General features: G+C 45.2%; 14 protein-coding genes. 11 read left to right on the top strand and 3 right to left on the bottom strand.

The genetic code is table 11. The features are described from left to right. Positions 1-49 precede the first annotated feature (49 nt). Positions 50-1,810 (bottom strand): acyl-CoA dehydrogenase family protein, encoded by a 1,761-nt coding sequence (locus tag LEP1GSC050_RS14900; protein ID WP_010572016.1) that lies wholly within the window; start codon positions 1,808-1,810, stop codon positions 50-52. Between the two features lie 359 nt (positions 1,811-2,169). Here LEP1GSC050_RS14900 and msrB point away from each other — a divergent pair, with 359 nt between their 5' ends. Together msrB and LEP1GSC050_RS14910 are read left to right on the top strand one after the other, a co-directional pair. Next, positions 2,170-2,565, top strand: a complete 396-nt coding sequence (msrB, locus tag LEP1GSC050_RS14905) for a peptide-methionine (R)-S-oxide reductase MsrB (RefSeq protein WP_198012856.1) — start codon at positions 2,170-2,172, stop codon at positions 2,563-2,565. Positions 2,566-2,761: 196 nt separating this feature from the next. Continuing rightward, positions 2,762-3,667, top strand: coding sequence for an esterase/lipase family protein (locus tag LEP1GSC050_RS14910; protein WP_010572018.1), 906 nt, complete (start codon positions 2,762-2,764; stop codon positions 3,665-3,667). Between the two features lie 34 nt (positions 3,668-3,701). On the opposite strand, the gene LEP1GSC050_RS14915 is transcribed toward LEP1GSC050_RS14910, so the two are convergent. Further along, positions 3,702-4,313, bottom strand: a complete 612-nt coding sequence (locus LEP1GSC050_RS14915) for a TetR/AcrR family transcriptional regulator (protein ID WP_010572019.1) — start codon at positions 4,311-4,313, stop codon at positions 3,702-3,704. 153 nt (positions 4,314-4,466) lie between these two features. Between LEP1GSC050_RS14915 and LEP1GSC050_RS14920 the strand changes: the two genes are divergently transcribed. The 5 genes from LEP1GSC050_RS14920 (at position 4,467) to LEP1GSC050_RS14940 (ending at position 10,232) form a co-directional block, all read left to right on the top strand. Next, on the top strand, positions 4,467-5,342 hold the full coding sequence (locus LEP1GSC050_RS14920) for a thioesterase family protein (protein WP_010572020.1): 876 nt from the start codon (positions 4,467-4,469) through the stop codon (positions 5,340-5,342). 52 nt (positions 5,343-5,394) lie between these two features. Continuing rightward, positions 5,395-6,720, top strand: coding sequence for a thiolase family protein (locus LEP1GSC050_RS14925; protein ID WP_010572021.1), 1,326 nt, complete (start codon positions 5,395-5,397; stop codon positions 6,718-6,720). 387 nt (positions 6,721-7,107) lie between these two features. After that, on the top strand, positions 7,108-8,430 hold the full coding sequence (locus LEP1GSC050_RS14930) for a thiolase family protein (RefSeq protein WP_010572022.1): 1,323 nt from the start codon (positions 7,108-7,110) through the stop codon (positions 8,428-8,430). A 120-nt stretch (positions 8,431-8,550) separates the two neighbouring features. After that, complete coding sequence (locus LEP1GSC050_RS14935; RefSeq protein ID WP_010572023.1) at positions 8,551-9,093, top strand: glutathione peroxidase; 543 nt, start codon at positions 8,551-8,553, stop codon at positions 9,091-9,093. A gap of 32 nt (positions 9,094-9,125) precedes the next feature. Beyond that, positions 9,126-10,232, top strand: a complete 1,107-nt coding sequence (locus tag LEP1GSC050_RS14940) for an alpha/beta hydrolase (RefSeq protein WP_010572024.1) — start codon at positions 9,126-9,128, stop codon at positions 10,230-10,232. Positions 10,233-10,259: 27 nt separating this feature from the next. On the opposite strand, the gene LEP1GSC050_RS14945 is transcribed toward LEP1GSC050_RS14940, so the two are convergent. After that, the gene (locus tag LEP1GSC050_RS14945; protein WP_010572025.1) at positions 10,260-10,970 is read right to left on the bottom strand and encodes a dienelactone hydrolase family protein; all 711 of its coding nucleotides are present in this window, start codon (positions 10,968-10,970) and stop codon (positions 10,260-10,262) included. Between the two features lie 119 nt (positions 10,971-11,089). Here LEP1GSC050_RS14945 and LEP1GSC050_RS14950 point away from each other — a divergent pair, with 119 nt between their 5' ends. The 4 genes from LEP1GSC050_RS14950 (at position 11,090) to LEP1GSC050_RS14965 (ending at position 18,303) form a co-directional block, all read left to right on the top strand. Continuing rightward, positions 11,090-11,956 (top strand): ChaN family lipoprotein, encoded by an 867-nt coding sequence (locus LEP1GSC050_RS14950; protein WP_020987289.1) that lies wholly within the window; start codon positions 11,090-11,092, stop codon positions 11,954-11,956. Positions 11,957-12,014: 58 nt separating this feature from the next. Beyond that, positions 12,015-14,696, top strand: a complete 2,682-nt coding sequence (locus LEP1GSC050_RS14955; protein WP_010572027.1) for a transglycosylase domain-containing protein — start codon at positions 12,015-12,017, stop codon at positions 14,694-14,696. Continuing rightward, positions 14,686-16,290: a hypothetical protein gene (locus tag LEP1GSC050_RS14960; protein WP_020987338.1), complete on the top strand. Its 1,605-nt coding sequence runs from the start codon at positions 14,686-14,688 to the stop codon at positions 16,288-16,290. The genes LEP1GSC050_RS14955 and LEP1GSC050_RS14960 overlap by 11 nt, the downstream gene beginning before the upstream one ends. 273 nt (positions 16,291-16,563) lie before the next feature. Further along, positions 16,564-18,303: an alkyl sulfatase dimerization domain-containing protein gene (locus LEP1GSC050_RS14965; protein ID WP_010572029.1), complete on the top strand. Its 1,740-nt coding sequence runs from the start codon at positions 16,564-16,566 to the stop codon at positions 18,301-18,303. The last annotated feature ends 178 nt before the right edge of the window (positions 18,304-18,481 follow it).

The following is an 18,481-nucleotide window of genomic DNA, read 5'->3' on the forward strand; positions in this document are numbered from 1 at the left end:
GGATCACCGATAGCATCGCAAAATGCTGCCGGCGATCTCCAGAACGGATCTAAACGGCCACTGCTTGGCGGGAAGCTCTCTCTAACTTGAATAAATTCCCTTCTGCAATCGCTAAGGAATCTATATTATAAGCTTTGGATGCTTCTTCCCTTTTTTTCCTGGAATCTCCGCTTGACTTTAGGAGAGATTTTTCCAAAAGGAGTCCGCATACGAGCCGAGCCGCAGTTTCCACGGTTTCGAAAGCTAACGTATCTTTTACCTGGCTGTCGGTGATCGTCTTGAATTTCTGAACCGTGGTTTCCACGTATTCCCAGAGTTTTTTCAAATCCTCGGACGGTTTAAAACTGGCCAGTTCGGATTCGATATACTGTCGGAGACTTCCTGTCGGAGACATTCCCGAAACGACTCCTCCGATCGCAGCTACGACTTGCAACTGGGTGGTTCCTTCGTAGATGGTCGTAATGCGACTATCCCGATAGATCCGTGCTACGTCGTAATCTTCGGTGTATCCGCTTCCACCATGAATTTGTAATGCGTCAGAAGCGATGGAAACACAGCCTTCTGAAGCATAATATTTACTCATAGGAGTGAATAAGTCGGCGAGTTTTTCCCAGCGACGAATGGTCTCGTCCTGGCTTACATCGCGCTCGCTTTTTCCTTCTTCTTTAATCATACGTTCTTTGCGCCAATGATAAAGTTCTATGGCTCTACCCGTTTCGGAGATTAAGCAACGAGTGGCTAAAATTTCCCTCTCCATCCGATCCAACATTTTTTTCACGGCCGGGATTTGGCAGATAGGTTTTCCGAATTGGATTCTTTCGGACGCATATTTATTTGCTTCGAAATACGCGGCAGTTGCGATTCCAAGAGATTGAGTTGCGATCGTTAAACGAGCGGCATTCATCATTCCCATCGAATATTTCACGAGACCGTAGCCGGTTTTTCCGATCAGTAGGCCGGGTGCATTGTCGAATACTACTTCGCAGGTAGGGGAACAATGTAGTCCCATTTTGTGTTCGACTCCTGCGATATGAACGTCCTTACCTTGAACTAAAAAGAAAGATAATCCTCGTGCTCCACTTTCAGGAGATCCGGTTCTCGCTAACGTCAAGATCACGGAAGGTGAATCTATATAGCCGCATGCGTGAGTGATGAATCGTTTCGCTCCGGTGATTTTCCAGGTTCCATCGGGAGCCTGTACTGCCTTTGTCTGGACGTTTGGAAGATCGGATCCGTAATTGGGTTCGGTCAACGCCATTGCCGCGCTGAACTCTCCCGCAGCAACTTTGGGAAGCCATTCCTTGCACATTTCTTCCGAAGCGAATCGTTCCATAATTTCAACGATGTTTATGTTTCCGTAAGCTAAGCAAAATGCAGCATCTGCTCTCGCAGCGATTTCGCACATTATAGATTGAACAGTTACCGGTAAGCCCAGTCCGCCATACTTGCGACTGATTGAAATCGGCATCAACCCGGAGTCCTTTAGCGTTTTGTAACATTCTTCTTGTGCCTTCGGGAACGTTACTTTTCCATTTTCGTACTTTAATCCGATCTGGTCCATTTCCTTGCTACGAGGAGCTACGAAATCTCCCATCATTTCACCTAACGATTCGAGGATGGAACGATAGTATTCCTTGGCTTCCTCTACGCTAGACGGCGCATAAGCATAACGTTCGTCGCCGGTTTCCTTGAACTTGGCCGCATCGCCGAAATTCCCTTCATAGGCGTTTACCGCCTCTTCCCAATCAATAAGAGTATCAAAATGCAATAATAGATCTTCATTATCTTGGAAATAGTTTCCTTGAATCATCGCGTTTCCTCCGCAGAGCTTTGAAGGTAAGGTTTACTCTCTTGGGAAGGTGTTGTCAAGCTGTACCTGCTTTTCCGAATGTATCTAAGTTTTCCGAACGGGTGTTCTCTATGTTGCTTAGATGTTATAGCTTTGATTCAAAATAAAGAATCTAAAATCCTTTGATAGTCGAACTTTTACGGGATTTTCATCTAATTCGAACGTAACCTTTTTAAATCCCGTCGAAATATATAGCGGGAGAAAAAGCCATGAGTAAACCTGTATTTCTTCTCTGCATAATTCCCCTATTGACGGGAATGCTGAGTGGAACCTGCTCTCCAAGTTATGGAGTACCGAAGGAAAAGACGAAGGGAAATAAGATGAGCTACGAAGTGCAGAAATCCGAAGAAGAATGGAAAAAGGCCCTCACTCCCGACCAGTACCGGATATTACGGGAAAAGGGAACCGAAAGGGCGTTTACCGGAGAATATTATTATAATAAAGAAAAAGGAAAGTATCTTTGTGCGGCCTGCGGAGCGGAACTTTTCAACTCGGATACAAAATACGAATCCGGTAGCGGATGGCCTTCTTTTTACAAACCCGCGACGGAAAAAGGGGTAGCATCGGAAACCGATAGTAGCCATGGAATGACTCGAGTCGAAGTCCATTGTGCGCGTTGCGGCGGACATTTAGGCCATGTTTTTCCGGACGGGCCGGCTCCTACAGGTTTACGTTATTGTATCAATTCCGCATCTCTAAAGTTTAAAAAAGATTAGATCGGAGTTTTGCATTATCCTAGGATTACGTTTCTCAGCGTTCCTTCTAGGATAATTTAGAAAGGAATTTACTTTAATTACGTTCTGCCTTTATCCGAGTCCGAACACTAGGATTTGCGACAAAATTCTGTTTGCGCGGGAAAGGAACTCAAAGAACCTTCACATCGGAGCATCCGCAAAGTTCGGATTCAGCCGCATGAAGAAAGACCATTTAACTTATTTTCCCGAGAATCGTTCCGTTCGCCCTGTCATTATCCAGCATCTCGCCGAATTCTATTACAATTTTTATTATTTGGTTAGCAATATCATCGGAATCTTTGTGACCTTACCGGATCATAAGGAAGGGGACAAACGTCCCGTCGTGTTAGTTACCGGATTTTTAGGAAGGAACATTACCTGGAAGGCGATGCGAGATTGTTTGGTATCTCTGGGGCATCCTGTTTATGCGGTCCCGCTCGGTTTTCAAACCGGAGATATTCGGAAGAAAAGCAAGCTATTGGAAAATTTCATCTTAGAAAAGGGAATCAAGGATTGCTACATCGTTGGGCATTCGATGGGCGGCCTGATCGCAGCCGGATTGAGTTATAAAGGAAGGGACAGGGTTCGTAAAATTTTTACCGTGGGTTCTCCTTTGCACGGAACGTATATGGCGTATACTGCGCCGATCTTTCCTTGCACCTGGCAAATGGTCCCCGGATCAAAACTGGTGCGCGAAGTCGTAGAGACCTATTCCACATTTCATAATGTCCAAGCGATTTTTACTCGAGGTGATTCTATCGTTCGTCCTTGGCAAAGCGCTCGGCTAGGTCATTTTGACGACGTGGAGATTCCGGAGTACGGCCACTTGAATTTATATCTTGGACCGTTGGGAATCGAATGTCTAAGTTCTTTGATTACGGCGGAAGAGAAGAAAGATCCGCTTCCGATTAAACATAAGTCCGTTAAGCAGGATTCGGAGAGCGTAGTCCTTGCGACTCCTAAAAAAGCTAAATCGAAAAAGACTTCTCAAACCTCTAAGAAGAAATCTTCGCCGAAAACGGCGGGCGCTGCCAAAAAGAAAACGGCGGGAAAAAAATCGGCTAAGCCGAAAAAGAAGAGATAAGGAATAGGATTAACATTCGATAAAAATCGAATTTTTATCGAATCGTATATTCTTCGAAGATTTCACGTAGCGAATCTTCCATTTCACGAATATATCGCAGATCTTTTGTCATTCTCCAAAGAGTTATGGAACCGTGATAAGCCATCAACACCCGTCTTGCGATATAATGGATATCCATGTTTCTGGCAAGTTGACCGGAAGCTACGGCTCGACTCAAATACTCCCGGATCATTCGGATCCATTTATCTGCGATTCCCTTTAAGAACTCCGTATACTCCGGATCGGAATCCATGACCTGATTCGCAAAACCTGCAAACGGATCTCCATGAAATTCCGCGTGCCGAATCTGTCTCTCTTTGAGAATCACCCAAGCCCTAAGGAACTCCTGCACTTCAGGATATCGGTCCATTAAGGAACCTAGGTCCGCCAAAGTCTTTTCTTCTTGTCGGGCAAGGTACGCGATACCGAGTTCCTTTTTAGAAGGGAAATGGTCGTACAGACTAGCCGCCACGGACCCCGATTCCTGGATAATTTGTCTCATCCCGGTATTGGAGAATCCCTGTTTATAGAAAAGTTCCGTGGCAGTGTCTAGGATCCGTTCCCGGACGCTCGCCCCGGAGTCTCGCTTCTTTCTCTGCGCTGTCATTTGGCTAATTCTTGGGTATTTTCATTATCTCTCGAAAATCCCCTTCTCGTCAATAGAATTTGAGATTAGTGGATAAAAAACCAGAACGAACGTTCTGTATTTTTTGTTGCCCCGATTTCGACCATGTCTAACCTAGTGCCAGGAAGTTCTCCAATGTCTGCACCCGAATTACATACGGTCAAGACCAGGTTTTCGGACCTGGATACTCAAAGGCATACGACTAGTCGGACCTACGAAGACGCTTGTCTCGGGGATCGATATCGGATTCTGGAAGAAGCAGGATACGATTGGAAACGCATGCTCGAAGACTCGGTTCGAATTAATACGATCGCTTCGGATATACGATTTCTTGCCCAGCAAATGGAAAATATGGAATTGGGAATTCGGACGGAGGTTCGGCCGGGAGAAACCGGTGTAGTACTGTTTACTCAGGAAGTACTCGGACCCAATGAAAAGGTCGCCGCAGAAATTCGAACCTTGATTCGAATTGAAAAGGACCGGCAACCGTTGCAAATTTTAGCGGCCGCGGAAAGCGCCGAGGCCTTAATCGCTTCCTTTGAATCCATTCTTCCTTTTTCGGGCCGTTGCGAACGCGCCGCTACCGATCGGGATTTGTTTTATTGCGAACGAAATCCTTTCGGCGAGTACAACCCGTCTCAATATTGGCGTCTTTTGGAAGAGGGGAGATGGCATTTTACTGCGGATTCCGGTCTTTCGCTAGAAGACCTGGTGGCGCTGGATACTACATTATTCTATATGGGTGGAAAGATCCGCTACCACCGACCTTTGGTTCCCGGAAGAAAAGCTAGAGTTCGCACTTGGATCCGAAACTTTGAAAAAATTTGGAGTAGAATGCGCCAAGAAATTACCGATTCCGTAACCGGAGAAATCTTAGCAGAGTCTTTAGATGATTTGCTTGTAGTTTCCGTAAGTAAATCCAGACCCAAGAAACCTCCCGAACAATTGGTAACCGGATTCGCTCGGGTAACCGAATTCGCGGAAGGTAGAGTAACGGACGTTGATAAATGAAGTATTTAATTAAATCAGTAATAGAAGTAAGACTAATGTCTGGAGAAAGACTATGAAACTCGAGAAAAAATTGGCGATATGCACGCCACGTAGAACTCCCTTCGCTCAAATTGCGAAAGCCCTGGGACCTTATCCCGGACATCATCTAGGTCGCCTCGTGGCCGAAGATATCATCGCAAAAAGCGGACTAAAAAAAGAGCAGTTTGACGGAATCGTAGTTGGAGAAGGATTCTCTAACGCACCGAACTCTGCTCGTGTCATCGCGAATCTAATCGGTTTACGCGACGAAGTCCCTTCGATCACCGTTTCGAACAACTGTGTTTCCGGAATCGAAGCCCTTTCCGAAGCCGCTCGTCGTATTATTTTGGGTGAAGGCCAGGTTTATTTGGTGATCGGGGAAGAATCTCAAACTTCCATGCCGTTCGTCGTAAAGAATGCTCGTTTGAATAAAAAAGCCGGGTCATTGGACAAACTGAAGAAACTATTGCCCGACAATCTTCCGGAAGGAGTGGAGTTAAGAGACACTCTTGAAGACGGATTGGGCGACGGTGAAACTTCTTACGGCATGCAGGTCACCGCCGAGATTCTCGCGCAAAATTACAATCTATCTAGAGAACTCACGGATAAACTCGCATTCGAATCATTTAAGCGTGCATTAGAAGCTTCTAAAGCTGGAAGATACGCTCCTTATATAATTCCGGTTAAAGACGAAGACGGAACTGAACTTGCCATCGACGAGGCAGTCGGTCTTCGCGAAGGTCTTGTGGAAAATCCTAGTCGTATGGGTCGTGCTATGCTTCTCTTTGATAACCCTCAGATGAAGTTCGACGAGTTTAAGACGAAATACGCCAAGGATTTGACTGCGTCTCATGGACCGACCGTTTCCATTTTCAACGCAAGCCCTCGTTCCGACGGCGCCGCCGGAGTGATTTTGACGACTGTTGAAAAAGCTAAGGAGCTCGGCCTTAAGATCGAAGCGGTTCTTTCCGGCTGGAGAATGAAGGGGGTCAACCCGAACTTAATGGGAATCGGACAAGCATACTCGACCGAAGGTTTGCTCCAGGACGTAGGTTTAAAAATCCAAGATATAGATTACGTAGAAATTCACGAAGCGTTTGCTGCAACTGCAGTCGCTGCTTTGGAACAACTCAAGCTCGATACCGGTTGGGATTGGGAAAAAAGTTTCGACGATAAGAAAATCAATCCTAATGGAGGATCGATTGCGATCGGACACCCGTTCGGAGCGACCGGAATTCGTCTCGTAGCGAATGCAATCATGGATCTGAAAGAAGATGCAAAAGCCAAGCGCGTCGTCATAACGGCCTGCGCTCACGGCGGAATCGCAGGTTCTATGCTGATCGAAAGATACGAAGGTTAAGAAGTCTTTAAACTTTTGTTTATATCGGCCCCGGGGGAGTTATTTTCCCTCGGGGTTTTTTTATCCTCGAGCTAGGCCGACGACTTATTCTTTTTACCGCCTAAAGCAGGGATTTTCGTATCGAATCATATAGGTTTGATCTCGAAATTTATTTGAAACGACCGAGTTCATTCACCGTTATAACTCATACTATTAGCCTTGAAATAATGAGCTATTGGATAGACTTTCAAAAAGAATGCTCTATTTGCCCTTATTTCTGTATTTTCGGTATAAAAAATAAGAACGATCGTTCTGTTTTTCGTGAATATTCTATAATAAGAGCGGTCTAATTTTTAAAGACAGGCCGAATATCAAAAATAAGATAAGGCGACCGTCAGGAGATAGAGTATGAAACTCGAAAGGAAATTGGCGATATGCACGCCGCGTAGAACTCCTTTTGCTCAAATTGCAAAAGCTCTTGGATCTTATCCGGCTCATCATTTAGGTCGCATCGTTGCTGAAGACATCATTCAAAAGAGCGGTTTAAAGAAAGAATTGTTTGACGGAATCATAGCGGGTGAGGGTTTTCCGAGCGCGCCAAACTCGGCTCGCGTCATTGCGAACTTAGTGGGTTTGAGAGACGAAGTTCCTTCCATTACTCTTTCAAACAATTGCGTGTCGGGATTAGAGGCAGTTTCCGAGGCCGCTAGAAGAATTATTCTCGGTGAAGGGGAACTCTTTCTTGTGATCGGAGAAGAATCCCAAACTGGGATGCCCTTTATCGTTAAAAACGCAAGAATGAATAAAAAAGCGGGTTCCCTTGACAAACTTAAGAAACTCCTTCCGGATCATTTACCGGAAGGAGTCGAAATCCGCGATACCTTGGAAGACGGACTGGATGACGGTGAAAATTCCTACGGAATGCAGGTCACTGCGGAGATCCTCGCGCAAAGCTATAATCTTTCTAGAGAAATTTCGGATAAAGTAGCGTTCGAATCTTTCAAACGAGCTTTGGAAGCATCCGAGGCAGGAAAGTATTCTCCGTATATTATTCCGGTTAAGGATGAAGAAGGCAACGAACTAAGAGTGGACGAAGCGGTCGAATTGCGAAGAGGTTTGGTGGAAAATCCGAGTCGAATGGGTCGAGCAATGTTGCTATTCGACAATCCTCAAATGAAGTTCGAGGATTTTAAAAAGAAGTATGGAAAAGATTTGAAGGTTACGCACGGGCCGACCGTATCGATCTTTAACGCAAGTCCTCGTTCTGACGGAGCTGCCGGACTTATTTTAACGACAGTGGAAAAGGCGAAGGAGCTAGGCTTAAAGATTGAAGCAGTTCTTAGCGGCTGGAAAATGAAGGGAGTTCATCCAAACCTTATGGGTGTCGGGCAAGCCTATGCAACGGAGAGTTTGCTCGAGGAATTCGGTTTAGCGATCGAAGATATGGATTACGTAGAAATTCATGAAGCTTATGCGGCGACCGCCATTGGCGCAATGGAGCAGATCAGAATCGATACCGGTTGGGCTTGGGAAAAAAGTTTCGATGCCAAGAAAATCAATCCTAACGGCGGATCGATTGCAATCGGACATCCCTTCGGGGCAACCGGGGTCCGTCTAGTTGCCAATGCCATTATGGACATAGCCGAGGATCAGTTCGCGAATCGAATATTAATCACTGCTTGTGCTCACGGCGGAATCGCCGCCACGATGATTATCGAGCGATACCGATAAGAATTCAATTCGCCTTTCAAAGGAACGCTCCGGACGAACAAGTCCGGGGCGTTCTTAAAATTCTTTCCCTAATAAAACTTTTTGAGAGACTTTCGGACAGACAGGTTTTGTCTAAGGACTATGTATTGGAAACTTCCTTTCGCGTTTCTTATTGGCCTACCGTTTCTTTCAATAATGGGAGCTCCAAAGAGTCTTTACGATTTTACGGTTAAGGACATTCGCGGAAATGATATATCGCTTTCTAAATATAAGGGAAAAACGGTATTGATCGTGAATGTCGCATCTAAATGCGGCTATACTTACCAGTATGACAATTTAGAAAAAGTTTATAAAAAATATAAAGACAGGGGTTTTGTCGTAGTCGGTTTTCCCGCAAATAATTTCGGATCTCAGGAACCGGGTAGCGATAAGGATATCGAACAGTTTTGTAGGCTTCAGAAAGGAGCCACCTTCGATATGATGTCTAAGATTTCCGTGAAGGGGGAAGATAAGCATCCGTTATATTCGTATCTAACTTCTTCCGCTCAACCTTCCGGAGAAATTCAATGGAACTTTGAAAAATTTTTAATCTCGCCCGAGGGTAAGATCATTTCTCGTTATCCTTCCGCCGTAGAACCTGACAGTAAGGCAATCACCGAGGCGATCGAGAAAATTTTGAAGTAGATTTTGTCGGACCTTTTCCAAAGGTAAGCCATATGAATTTTCGTTTCTTCGTCGTTATTATTTTGTTACCTCTCTTAGCGGCTTGCGTTCAACACGAAAAGAAGATGAGCGAGACGGAAATGATCCAGGACGTTCTTTTAGTCCTGTCGTACCCGTATCTTTTGAACAACTGCGCGATTACGGGAATTTCTCCTCAAGGGCCGGTTACGCAAATTACCAGCGGGTACGGAATGCGCGGAACTCATCAAGTCGCGGTCGCTCCCCTTCAAAATCCCATCGCTGATCGCCGCGTATGCGTTTATTACCCTGCCGATCAATCTAGTCCGGCCCCTGTACTATTTTTGTTTCACGGTTTTAGCTCTCCTTCCGCAGAACCGTATTACCCGCTGATCGATTTTTACGTTTCGAAAGGTTACGTCGTCGTATTTCCCATTTACTTTTCCGATACAAGACCTCCAACACAGAATTATGATATAATGTGGGCCGGACTTAAATTTGCGGTCGATACGTTTCCGAGTAAGATCGACACTAGGAAAGTCGGGTTCATGGGTCATTCCTATGGCGGAGGCGCCACTCCCTATATGGCTCATAAAGGTTTGTTCGAACAGTCTTGGGGTTCTCTCGGTTCTTTCATGTATCTCGCCGCCCCCTGGTATTCATTCAGTACGACGAACGCGAATCTGACCGATTTTACCAACGCAACTAAACTAATCGTCCAGGTTTACGAAGAGGATCAGACGAACGATCATCGGATGGGAATCGATATCTTTAATAGCGTGACGTCCATCGCATCCACCGAAAGATCCTATCAGGTTATCCATACGGATTCGTACGGCGGCTACACATTGAAGTCGGATCATTACGTTCCGATCAAAGATACGATTCTAGGAATCGGCGCCCTGAACGGTTACGATTTTTACGGAGTCTGGAGGCAGTTGGATGCATTGACAGACTATGCATTTAACGGAACGGCTGCCGGAGCCAATACCGCCTTGGGTTCGGGAAACGGAAACTTCTCCATGGGAACCTACCCCGACGGATCTGCCGTAAGACGGATGGATTTTACCCGCAGCCCTGCACCTTTGCAGGCGGAGAGTTACTATTCCCAGCAGTGGAGCAATTCGCTGAATCCTAGATAGATTGGAAACCATCGCCTCGAATATCGATTAAGAAATCATAAGATACGTTTTTAAAAAAGAAACGGTCAAACTCCAGGCCTGCTGTGCGGCTTCTTTATTATAGGCCGATCTTGCATCGCAGAAAAAACCGTGGTTAGCGTCGGAAAATATCGCCTCTACATAATGTTTATTATGTTTTCGTAAAGAATCAGATACGGATCTATAGTGTTCGGGTAGGATATTTTTGTCCAAACCGGCCCACACGAGCAGGATAGGCCCGTTCTGTCTTTCGCAATAGGATAATAGACTGGGGGCAATTCCTCCGCCGTAATAGGATGCCGCCGCTTGCAGGGGTAAAAACGAATTTGCAAGAAAGGAAACCTTTCCTCCCAGGCAATAACCGACGCTTCCTATCAAATCCGATTTTACCTCCGAACGGGAAAGTAACCAGGAATACGTCGCCTTTAGATCGGATTCAAGAGTCTCGATCGTGATCGCACTAAAATGAGGGCGAGCGGCCCTAAAATCTTCATAGCTACCCTCGTACCCGGGAGGGGCCGTTCGATGAAATAATTCCGGCGCGATCGTATAAAATCCTTCCTTAGCGAATCTTTGGGCGACGTCTTTTATATGATGGTTTACTCCGAAGACTTCCTGCAAAACAATAAGAGCGGGGGAAGGCCCGTGATCCGGTCTGGCGATAAATGCATGCATTATGCCGCCGTCATCGATTGAGAGTTGGGTTTGTTCTAGGATCACACGGAACTCCTCGTTCAAGGCGGAAATTCATTCGTTTAACGTATGAAAAGTCAAGACTCCATTTTGAAATCCTTTAAAGAAATTCTTTTCTTTTTTTTATCCATGTTCATTCTCTGATTATGTTATTTCGAAAAGTTCTCCTAATTTTCATGATGCCGCTCGGACTAGCTTCCCAATCCGACGGCTTGGTATCGGAGAAGATATTCGATTCTAAATCTCAAACCCTCGTCTCCCGGACTAACGTCGAAAGTAAAGTTCGTGAGGCCGATGTGATTATAATTGGGGAAGAGCATGATGATGCGGCAGGTCATGAATGGCAGCTTAGTACGTTTAAAAAATTATCCGAGAGTTTCGCCCTCACGTTATCGCTCGAAATGTTGGAAAGAGATCAGCAGATTATCGTAGACGAATATCTAAAGGAGGGTCTAACCGAAAAAGGATACTTGAATCATACAAAATTTTGGCCTAATTATGCGAAAGATTATCACCCGATTGTTGAAGCCGCAAAAATTCGTAATATTCCGGTTTTAGCTTCAAATGCACCTAGACGATACGTGAATCTAGTCTCTCAAAAAGGGATCCAGTCTTTAATGAAAATCCGCTCCCCTTTTCTGCCGCCTCGATATCTGCTTCGTTTACATCGACAAGTCGAATATGAAGCTAAGTTGACGCAAGCGATGGGGGGACATCACTCGGAAGGCTCGACATCGAACATACAAAACTTCATAGATGCTCAATATCTTTGGGATGCTAGCATGGCTGATGCTATCGCGGAGGAGTTTTATACTACCGGCAGAAAGATCGTGCATATTAACGGTCGTTTTCATAGCGATCAAGGTATGGGAGTTACCTATCGTCTAAGACAAATGGGTTTAAAAGTCCTAGTATTTAGCGTTTTTCCTTTAGAGGAAGGGCGAAAATTGGGTAGGGAGGAATTCGAGCTTGCGGACTTTTTGGTTATAACGACGAGAAAGTCACTTCCGTAAGACGTCCGCCATAATTTCGTGCTTGTAGGAGCACGCTTTTTCTCCGACAGTACCACTGATGCAGGAGATAGGAGTACGAACTCTTTTCGAATCTAAGTTCGAATGCCCGGCTTGTGGAACTTTATCCCGAATACCGGAAAGTGTTCCAACCGAGACGGTTTTTCGGTTAACCTGTTATCGCTGCGGGCACAAGGCTTTAGTTCGCTTAGCGCATAAAGTTAATGTTCAAGACCCCGAACCGATTCACGTCTTCACCCCTAATCCACAACCGAAACTTCAAACGCACGAGGCAGCCCATAATTTTTCGAATAGAGCGGATTCCAAGCCGGAATCACCGAAGGCTAGTTTAAGCTCTCGGTTCGCGGAATCTCTCAACGGTAAAATCGCATCCTTGCGGGAAAAATTCGAAGCGCCTTCCGAATCGCGTCCTTGGTTCCAAAAGATTCGAGCACGAGAACCCGGTGAGGATACTAACCCGTTTCGTCCTCCGATCAAGACGTTAGCCGAACGACTTCTTGATAGGGGAAGACGCTTCCGAATTCCAAAGATTCGTTTAAATTTTTGGTTATATTTACTTCCGCTTCCCTTCGTATTAGTTTTCCTGATTTTTTTCTGGATCGGAGTTATTCAGCGCGAATCGGAAGTAGAAGGATTGCTGAATGTCTTTTACATTCACCAACCCACCGTAATTTACGATCGAGACGGCAAGAAGGTTTCGGAGATTTTCGGAAAGAAAACCAGTAATTTAGAATGGAACGCTTACCCTGAAAATTTGAAACGAATGGTTTTGCTGGTAGAGGACCGAAACTTTTATTCGCACGGAGGCATTCACTATTCGTCGCTATTGCGGGCTTTCTTCGTGAACGTTTCGAATTTACGGTTTAAACAGGGAGCTTCCACGATAACCCAGCAACTTTCTCGAATTCTATTAAACGATCGAGAAAAAAGTCTGGAAAGAAAATTAAAGGAAGCGCAACTCGCTTACGCTTTAGAATCTCATTTGGATAAACAAAAGATTCTTTTGCATTATATGAACAACGTATACCTCGGACACGGGGCGTTCGGTTTCGATAGCGCATCCGAGTTTTATTTCGGGAAAAAACCTAAGGATTTGAACTTAGCCGAGATGATTGTTTTGGCATCCTTGGCATCCGCACCTAATCGTTATTCTCCATTAAAGAATCCTGATCTTTCTATGGGAAGAGTGGAGGCGATTCTTAAATCTTTGGAAAATGACGGCGCCTTAAGGGAAGATCTACGCCCTTCGATGCGAGATTTATATACTTCGTTTAATACTAGATCCCCCGGTGAGACGGTTTATGGAAATCGAAAGGACGATTCACCATACGTCACCGAACATGTCCGAAAATTTTTGCAAACTCTATACCCGGATACTAATATCTACGAAACCGGCGGGTTTTCGGTGCATACAACGATTTCTCAACCGGTTCAGGCGGAACTGCAGAGGGTGGTTAAATCGCATGTCGATTCCATAATACGATCGGGGCAAGTTAGAAAGCAAAGGTTGACGGAAATCGGTAAGAATTCCGACGCCAATCCGTTTCGAAATCTTGTCGCCGACCTATCACCGGCGCTGGAGCTTTTTATCGATACCGATAAATTCAGGGCGGGAGAAGATAGCGGTTTGCAGGCAGCGGTCGTAGCAGTAGATCCTCAGACCGGGGATGTTCTTTTGCTGCACGGAGGAACCGAATTTAAATCCGATAACCAATTTCCTAGAGCGGCGGGAATGTATCGTCAGACAGGTTCCACAATCAAACCGATCCTTTATGCCGAAGCAATCGACGAAGGGATCGTAACTCCTGCGACTCATATTCTGGATGCTCCGTTGATCTATAGAAATTCCACTTCTAATTGGATGCCCGAAAATATAGGAAGTCAATACGACGGAGATATTTCGGTAAGAATCGCGTTAGCGAAATCCAAAAACACAGCAGCCGTTCAAATTGCCGAAAAATTAGGATTATCAGAAATTTCCGAAACATTCGGAAGATTCTTTTTTCCCGAAGAGAAAATTTTAAAGAATCGCTTTCGAAGGGATCTTTCTCTCGCACTCGGGTCTCTGGAATTATCCCCGTTAGAAATGGCATCCGCCTATTCGTCATTCGCAAACGACGGAAACATCATTCGCCCGCATTTAATTGAGAAAGTTACCGATCGTTCGGGTAATGTCGTTTATCAACGAAAAGAGCAGGATGAATTCAATCTGCATTGGCCGAACGAGAGACGCGCGATATCGCCTCCGACCGCGGAGATCATGATCGATTTGTTGCATGGCAGTGCGAACCATGCCGGCGTTAGGAATACGGGTTATAGGGGAGAGGTCGCGGGAAAAACCGGAACTACTAACGAGTATCGAGACGCATGGTTTATAGGAGTTCGACCCGGAATTTCGATGGCGGTTTGGATCGGCTACGATTCTCCTATCTACGGAATGGGTTCGTCGGCGTTAGGCGGAACGGTCGCCGCGCCGTTATGGGGGACGGTCGCAAAATTATTCGATGTTGCCGAATCGGGAGATCGTGACGAAAGACGAAAATACTCTTTCTCTCAAAGAGCCGTATCGGTTATGATTTGCCCGGAGTCGGGAAAATTGCCCGGCCCCGATTGCAATAAAAAAACAAGCGAACTGTTTCACCCGTCCCACGTCCCGACGGAAATTTGTCCCCTGACTCATAAAGCCGACGCTAAAAGGGAGATCCTAAAGAATGTATTTTAGGTTTTCCGAATATATCTTATGTGCATCTGTCCTTTTTTTTGTTTATGTTCTGCCGGTTTTTTCCATTACGTACGAAGATGCCTATTCGTTGGAAAAAGAATCTCCAGTCTTTGCGATTCCTCTTTACGAGGAAGTCGCTAAAACCGCCTCCAATTCCGATGTGCGGAAGACCGCTTCGACACGGCTTTACTTTCTTTACGAAAAATTTAATAAGTATATCCCCGCTTTGCAATACCAGATTAGGGCCGGTACGATTAAAAATAAAAAAGGGGAATGGTCAGGTTTTGTTCAGGGACTTGCTCAAGGCTTGGGCGTAAGTCCTTACGCTTTAATCGGGATCACCCATTCCTGCGCTAAATCGACTCGGCAGTTTGCTCCTGTCGAACAAACGACTGTTTCTGATGCCGCAGTAAATCCGCCGCAGTCGATACCGGAACCCTATCGTTCCCTTTCGAAAAAGGAGAATCTCCCGCTAGTTCGGCTTTGTTACTCGCTTAAAATGAAGACGAGAGACTACGAAGGCTGGGATCATGTATTTGCCTACTTGGTCGAGAGAGGTCTGTTAACTAAAGACGCCGCTTTGCCGCTTTGGGTGGGTTCCGCATTACAATCGGGAAAAGGAACACCTTATCGTAGAATTTTTTTATCCGGTCGATCCAAGAGCCTCAGCGTGGATTCCAAGTCGGATATACTATATCTATATGCGAAGTTTCTACGAAATAGGGGGCGTCTAGAAGCGAGTGCCCGCTATTTTTTAATGAGCTCCTCCTACGGCAATGTAAGACGAGGCAAACTCGAATCCGCTAAGAACTTATTACTTATGGATCGTAAAAAGGAGGCCTGTTCCTTTCCCTCGGATACGTACACCGGAGGAGAAGAAGCAGAGTTGCTCTTCCGCAAAATATGTCAGATGTCCAGCACGGACTGGATTAGTTCATACCTACCAGCGTTGAAAATACTAATAAAGGAAAATCCGGATCCTGTCTTTGCATATGCAATTCACGGTGGCGGAAGGGAAGGCGCGGAGTATTTCCTTTCTCTAATGAATACGGGAATATCGGACAGGGACGATGACGGCGAAGAAGAGACCGAGTTTAATGAAATCCTGTCGAAGCTTCTTCCTGACGAAGAAAAGAATCATCTTCCGTTCTGGGACATTAGAGATCGCGAAGCGAATTTACTTTTATCCGATCGAACAAAATATATTTGTAAAGTGATTCGACGACCGTTCTTCGGACCGGTCAGCATTCAACCTCAATTTTGCAAGGAAGTACTTCCGGGAAATTTGGATACGATCTTGGCCTCGGTTAACGAAGAGGAAGAAGATGCAAGTTACGCTTTTGCCGACCTCGGATATCTACCTGTCAACGCAAAGTGGATTTGGAAGAATTTTCCGATCTCCGATGGGTCGAATCCGCTCGATGTCACAAGTTCCACTCCGGTAGCCGGTCCGCTTTCCATATTAGGGCCTTGGAACTTAGATTACATCGTGTATCGAAAAATTTTAAAAAGAACTTACGCTGAAATTCGAAAAGGGAATGAATATTATATTATATCGGTGAAGCCTAGCTCGATTCTTTGGGAAAAGCAATAATCGCGTACGGGTTGTGCTTAAAATATTCCTGATACAATTCGATCTATTTTTCGTTCTCGGAAACTGTTGAAAGATAGAATGGGAAGTCCGACCCGACTAACCTATGCGTATCGGTATGGGATCTCATTGGCGAAGGAATAGTTTGCGGCGGGAAGCCGTTTCGATATTGGCAAATGACTCGCCAACGCAATCAATGCCGACATTAGGCTAAAGTATAATTTTTATTGCACCTTGGTATTTTAATTTCGTAAACTTTACCAGCAGGAAAACACGATGAATAAACAAAATTTCATAATATATATTTCTATTGTACAAATTCTAATTTTTATTTCGTGTAGCGTATCGGATTCAAAATCGTCCGTGCGCCAAGCTCCGAAGCTGGAAGAATTCAATGCCGAATTTGAACGGAAGATCTATAAGGTCGCCGAAGGAATCTACTCGGCCGTCGGTTTCGGAATTTCAAATTCGATATTAATCGTTGGAAAGGACGGGTTGATTATCGTCGACACTTTGGAAGATCTTAAATCGGGCGAGGAAGTTATGGCGGAGTTTCGTAAGATTTCCGATTTGCCGGTTAAGGCGATCGTTTATACTCACAGTCATCCGGATCATATTTTCGGTTCTCCGGCATTTGCGATAAGCGGCAATCCGGAGGTTTTTGCCCATGAAAGTTTGAAGACGAATATAGAAAGACTGGCTAGCGAAACGACTCCCATCATCGGTTCCAGAAGCGCACGGATGTACGGAAATTACTTAACGAAAGACGAGGTAGTTAACGTAGGAATAGGGCCTTACCAGGGATATAATAGCTCGACTAAGATCGATTATCTGCCTCCTACAAAAACGTTTCAGGAGAAATTATCGGTTACCATTGCAGGAGTACCATTAGAATTGATTCATGCACCCGGAGAAACGGACGATCAGATTTACGTTTGGATTCCGGATCGTAAAGCCTTATTAGTGGGGGATAATTTCTACAAATCGTTTCCGAATTTATATACGATTCGAGGAACTTGGTTTCGAAGTCTTAAAAAATGGTATCAATCGTTGGATATTGCCCGGGCCCTTCGACCCGAATATCTAGTTCCTAGTCATGGACGTCCTCTTAACGGGTCTTCCGGTATTTCCGGAATTTTAACCGATTACCGGGACGCGATTCAATTCGTTCACGATCAATCCCTGCGCGGAATCAATCGCGGATTCAACCCCGACGACTTAGTGGAATATGTTAAGTTGCCGAAGCATTTGGCTTCATCGCCTTATCTCCAGGAAGTATACGGAAAAGTTTCCTGGTCCGTTCGGGCAGTCTTTAGCGGAAACTTAGGTTGGTTCAGCGGCGATTCCGCCGACTTACAACCGTTATCTAGGAATGAGCAGGCGAAACTTGTTTCGGATTTGGCTGGAGGCGAAGAAAAATTACTGGTATTCGCCGAAAACAAGCTAGAACAAAAAAATTACCAGTCGGCACTTCAATTAACCGGATACATTTTGCGAATAAATTCCGGGAATAAGAAAGCAAAGGAAATCCGGATTCGATCGTTAAGAGAATTAGGGCAGAAAGAAATCAATGCGAATGCTAGGCATTATTATTTGACGGAAGCGATAGAAATTCGAGACGGCTTTGTCGCAAAGTTGCAGGTTAAGCCCAATCCTCCTCTGCTTCGCCGATATCCTCTTTCGGTCTTTTTCGACAATCTTGCGACGAACTTGGACCCGGTCGCGAGCGCAAAGATCGACGGTAAGGTTTCTTTTAAATTCAAGGACACTGGGGATGAGTTTACGATTCACCTGAGAAAAGGAGTCGCCGAGATTACTTCAAAATTGGCTTCCGATTCAAACATATTAGTTTATTTGAATTCTCAAGAATGGAAAGAGATGTTGCTCAGGGTAAGAAATCCCGTAGCCGCATTAAGGGGATTCGAATACAAAAAAGGGAATCTCTTGGAATTCGCAAAATTTCTCGGAAATTTTTCTCCAATGGAACCCGTACTTCCGTATCTGGGAGATAATTGAAGAAAGACATCGTTTGCGTAGGCTCGTCGTAATGCTTACTCGACATCCTGTCTCGTATTGCTCCCTATGGGTCGCAAACACATTACTCTATTCGAATCCTGATTTTGTTTATGAAGAAATTATTGTGCAGGGAAGGATTCGCCTCCCCGTCACTCGGCATCCTGCCTCGTTCGCGTAG

Origin of the sequence: Leptospira broomii serovar Hurstbridge str. 5399 (assembly GCF_000243715.2) — a bacterium.
GTDB classification, from domain to species: Bacteria; Spirochaetota; Leptospiria; order Leptospirales; family Leptospiraceae; genus Leptospira_B; species Leptospira_B broomii.

Excerpts from the sequence above, each read along its gene's own strand:
- LEP1GSC050_RS14900 (WP_010572016.1), bottom strand. The coding sequence starts at position 1,810 with ATGATTCAAGGAAACTATTTCCAAGATAATGAAGATCTATTATTGCAT.
- msrB (WP_198012856.1), top strand. The coding sequence starts at position 2,170 with ATGAGCTACGAAGTGCAGAAATCCGAAGAAGAATGGAAAAAGGCCCTC.
- LEP1GSC050_RS14910 (WP_010572018.1), top strand. The coding sequence starts at position 2,762 with ATGAAGAAAGACCATTTAACTTATTTTCCCGAGAATCGTTCCGTTCGC.
- LEP1GSC050_RS14915 (WP_010572019.1), bottom strand. The coding sequence starts at position 4,313 with ATGACAGCGCAGAGAAAGAAGCGAGACTCCGGGGCGAGCGTCCGGGAA.
- LEP1GSC050_RS14920 (WP_010572020.1), top strand. The coding sequence starts at position 4,467 with ATGTCTGCACCCGAATTACATACGGTCAAGACCAGGTTTTCGGACCTG.
- LEP1GSC050_RS14925 (WP_010572021.1), top strand. The coding sequence starts at position 5,395 with ATGAAACTCGAGAAAAAATTGGCGATATGCACGCCACGTAGAACTCCC.
- LEP1GSC050_RS14930 (WP_010572022.1), top strand. The coding sequence starts at position 7,108 with ATGAAACTCGAAAGGAAATTGGCGATATGCACGCCGCGTAGAACTCCT.
- LEP1GSC050_RS14935 (WP_010572023.1), top strand. The coding sequence starts at position 8,551 with ATGTATTGGAAACTTCCTTTCGCGTTTCTTATTGGCCTACCGTTTCTT.
- LEP1GSC050_RS14940 (WP_010572024.1), top strand. The coding sequence starts at position 9,126 with ATGAATTTTCGTTTCTTCGTCGTTATTATTTTGTTACCTCTCTTAGCG.
- LEP1GSC050_RS14950 (WP_020987289.1), top strand. The coding sequence starts at position 11,090 with ATGTTATTTCGAAAAGTTCTCCTAATTTTCATGATGCCGCTCGGACTA.
- LEP1GSC050_RS14955 (WP_010572027.1), top strand. The coding sequence starts at position 12,015 with ATGCAGGAGATAGGAGTACGAACTCTTTTCGAATCTAAGTTCGAATGC.
- LEP1GSC050_RS14960 (WP_020987338.1), top strand. The coding sequence starts at position 14,686 with ATGTATTTTAGGTTTTCCGAATATATCTTATGTGCATCTGTCCTTTTT.
- LEP1GSC050_RS14965 (WP_010572029.1), top strand. The coding sequence starts at position 16,564 with ATGAATAAACAAAATTTCATAATATATATTTCTATTGTACAAATTCTA.